The sequence below is a fragment of the Amphibacillus jilinensis Y1 genome (genome assembly GCF_000306965.1).
Classification (GTDB): Bacteria; Bacillota; Bacilli; order Bacillales; family Amphibacillaceae; genus Amphibacillus_C; species Amphibacillus_C jilinensis.
This window is the reverse complement of the sequence record NZ_JH976434.1, coordinates 42,214-44,031: the sequence shown is the minus strand read 5'-3', so window position 1 is coordinate 44,031 and position 1,818 is coordinate 42,214. Positions and strand designations below refer to the sequence as shown.

At 34.9% G+C, this 1,818-nt stretch carries 3 protein-coding genes and 1 pseudogene; 2 read left to right on the top strand and 2 right to left on the bottom strand.

Annotated elements, in window-relative coordinates:
* A partial coding sequence (locus B494_RS20040) for a TNT domain-containing protein (RefSeq protein WP_051128196.1) occupies positions 1 to 863 on the top strand: 863 nt, incomplete at its 5' end.
* A 13-nt stretch (positions 864 to 876) separates the two neighbouring features.
* Entirely contained in the window at positions 877 to 1,125 is a 249-nt protein-coding gene (locus tag B494_RS0100665; RefSeq protein ID WP_017470427.1) for an Imm59 family immunity protein, read from the top strand.
* Between the two features lie 79 nt (positions 1,126 to 1,204).
* Here B494_RS0100665 and B494_RS20900 read toward each other — a convergent pair whose 3' ends face one another.
* Both B494_RS20900 and B494_RS20750 read right to left on the bottom strand, forming a co-directional pair.
* Positions 1,205 to 1,378, bottom strand: a complete 174-nt coding sequence (locus B494_RS20900) for a hypothetical protein (protein WP_017470426.1) — start codon at positions 1,376 to 1,378, stop codon at positions 1,205 to 1,207.
* A 190-nt stretch (positions 1,379 to 1,568) separates the two neighbouring features.
* A pseudogene (locus tag B494_RS20750) lies at positions 1,569 to 1,818 on the bottom strand (hypothetical protein); the annotation flags it as partial.

Sequence of the window (1,818 nt, the reverse complement as noted above, 5' to 3'; positions counted from 1 at the left end):
CATGGGAAGAAGAGGGCGTCATGTATGTGAGTGGCTATGTGGCAGCGGATGTGTTAGTGAGCCTATACGGAGGGAAGGTCCTTCAGACGGGTAAGCTAAGTGATGTGCAAAGAACAAGACGAACCCTGGACAAAGTAGGTGATACCACCCAAGCACTGGACAAAGCAGGAGATGTGGCGAAGCAGGTTGATAGGGTTGAGGACGCGGTAAGGGGAGCAAGTAAGACTAAGGGTACGGCAGAAGCTGTTAACCTATGGAGAAAATCTGGATGTAGTAATGATGAATTATATAATTATTTACTGAAAAATGTAAATTCAGATGCGGCAAACAACTTTTTAAAAGAGGGTAAATGGCCAGAGGGTATTCAAATTCCAAAGAATTCATCAGTAGTGAATCCTGATGGTTCAATTAATTGGAGAAAAGCTGCGGAAGGTGGATATACATTAAGTACTGACGGAACTGCAATAAAACAGCAGTTTAATCCTAAGGTTGGAGAAGTAATTGATAGATATGGTAATGCTAATGGTAGATACACATCTCCTATAATTGATGGAAAACCATATTCATATACAGAACGTTCGCTACCCTATGTAGAAGATTTATCAAATTATCATCAATATGAAGTTATGGGAGATTTTTCAAAACTAGAAGATTATGTTAAGAATTGTTCTGACATTAAGTTAAAAACCCAAATAGATGCTGCTGTTACAAAATATTATGATGGAGATTATAGTAAACTAATATCTTATAAAGGTGAAATTGCAGGAATTAAAAGTTGGGGGACTGGAGGAGGTATTCAATATGAATTTTCTCTAACAGTTGATCAGTTAGAGAGATTAGGACTATTAAAAGAAATAAAGTAGGAGGTATTAATCAATGACAAGAGAAGACGCAATAAATATTATTTCTAAAGAAGGATTAAAAAGTTATAACCTTAATGAAGAGCGATATAATAGAGAAGATGAGTTGGTTATAAAACAGGAAAATGATACTTGGGTTGTGTATGCAACAGATGAAAGAGCAAGTGTAATTACAGGTTCAAAAAAAGTATTTATCAATGAAGAGGAAGCGTGGGAAAATTTAATAAAAAGGTTAAGAGCTGATAAAATTTTAAGAGAAATATAAAGTTAATACTGCAAAATATAGTATAAGATGAATGCATAATTAGTTTATTAGGTTTAGTTTATGAAAATCAATAAAATAGTCAGATAAACAGACTACATAAATCTAATGATGCAGTGAAAGAAGTTAAAAAGGTTAATGTTTCAGTAGCTGGAGCATTAATCTTTTTTTCTTGTAATAACATATCTTTAAAAGCCAAGATAACAAGTGGGGTAAATACATCGTAATCTGAAAGTTGAGGAAATCCTAGGTTCAACAATTCCACTTAAAAGTTAATGGAATGGAGAACATAATATATGTAATAGAAAAAGATAGAAAAGCACTAAAAAATAAAAAGATTGATAGAATAGAAAATAATAATAAGATAGATGAGTAGAATTACTAAAGACTTGGAACTCTGGACTAGGAAATTGTAACGGGGGGAGGAGGGATAAGGACTTAAAAGGAAGGACGCCGCACATTGCTGATATCCAGTATTTGTGACGGTTATTTCGGATCACATTTACTTTCGTCCAATGATCAGCGCGGCCTGCATTCTAGAGATATTTGGCGCTTTAGCGCTTAGCATCTTTTATGCTTTAGGGCAAATATCGTTTTCCATGGCCAGTTTTTGATTTTCTTTCCGAAGTTTGATTAATTCTTCCTGTTCCGGTGTGCGGTTGGGTATACCACCATGTGGGAAATCCATGTGGAAAG

Bases quoted from the DNA above. Each gene is read 5' to 3' on its own strand.
- B494_RS0100665 (WP_017470427.1), top strand. From the start codon at position 877: ATGACAAGAGAAGACGCAATAAATATTATTTCTAAAGAAGGATTAAAA.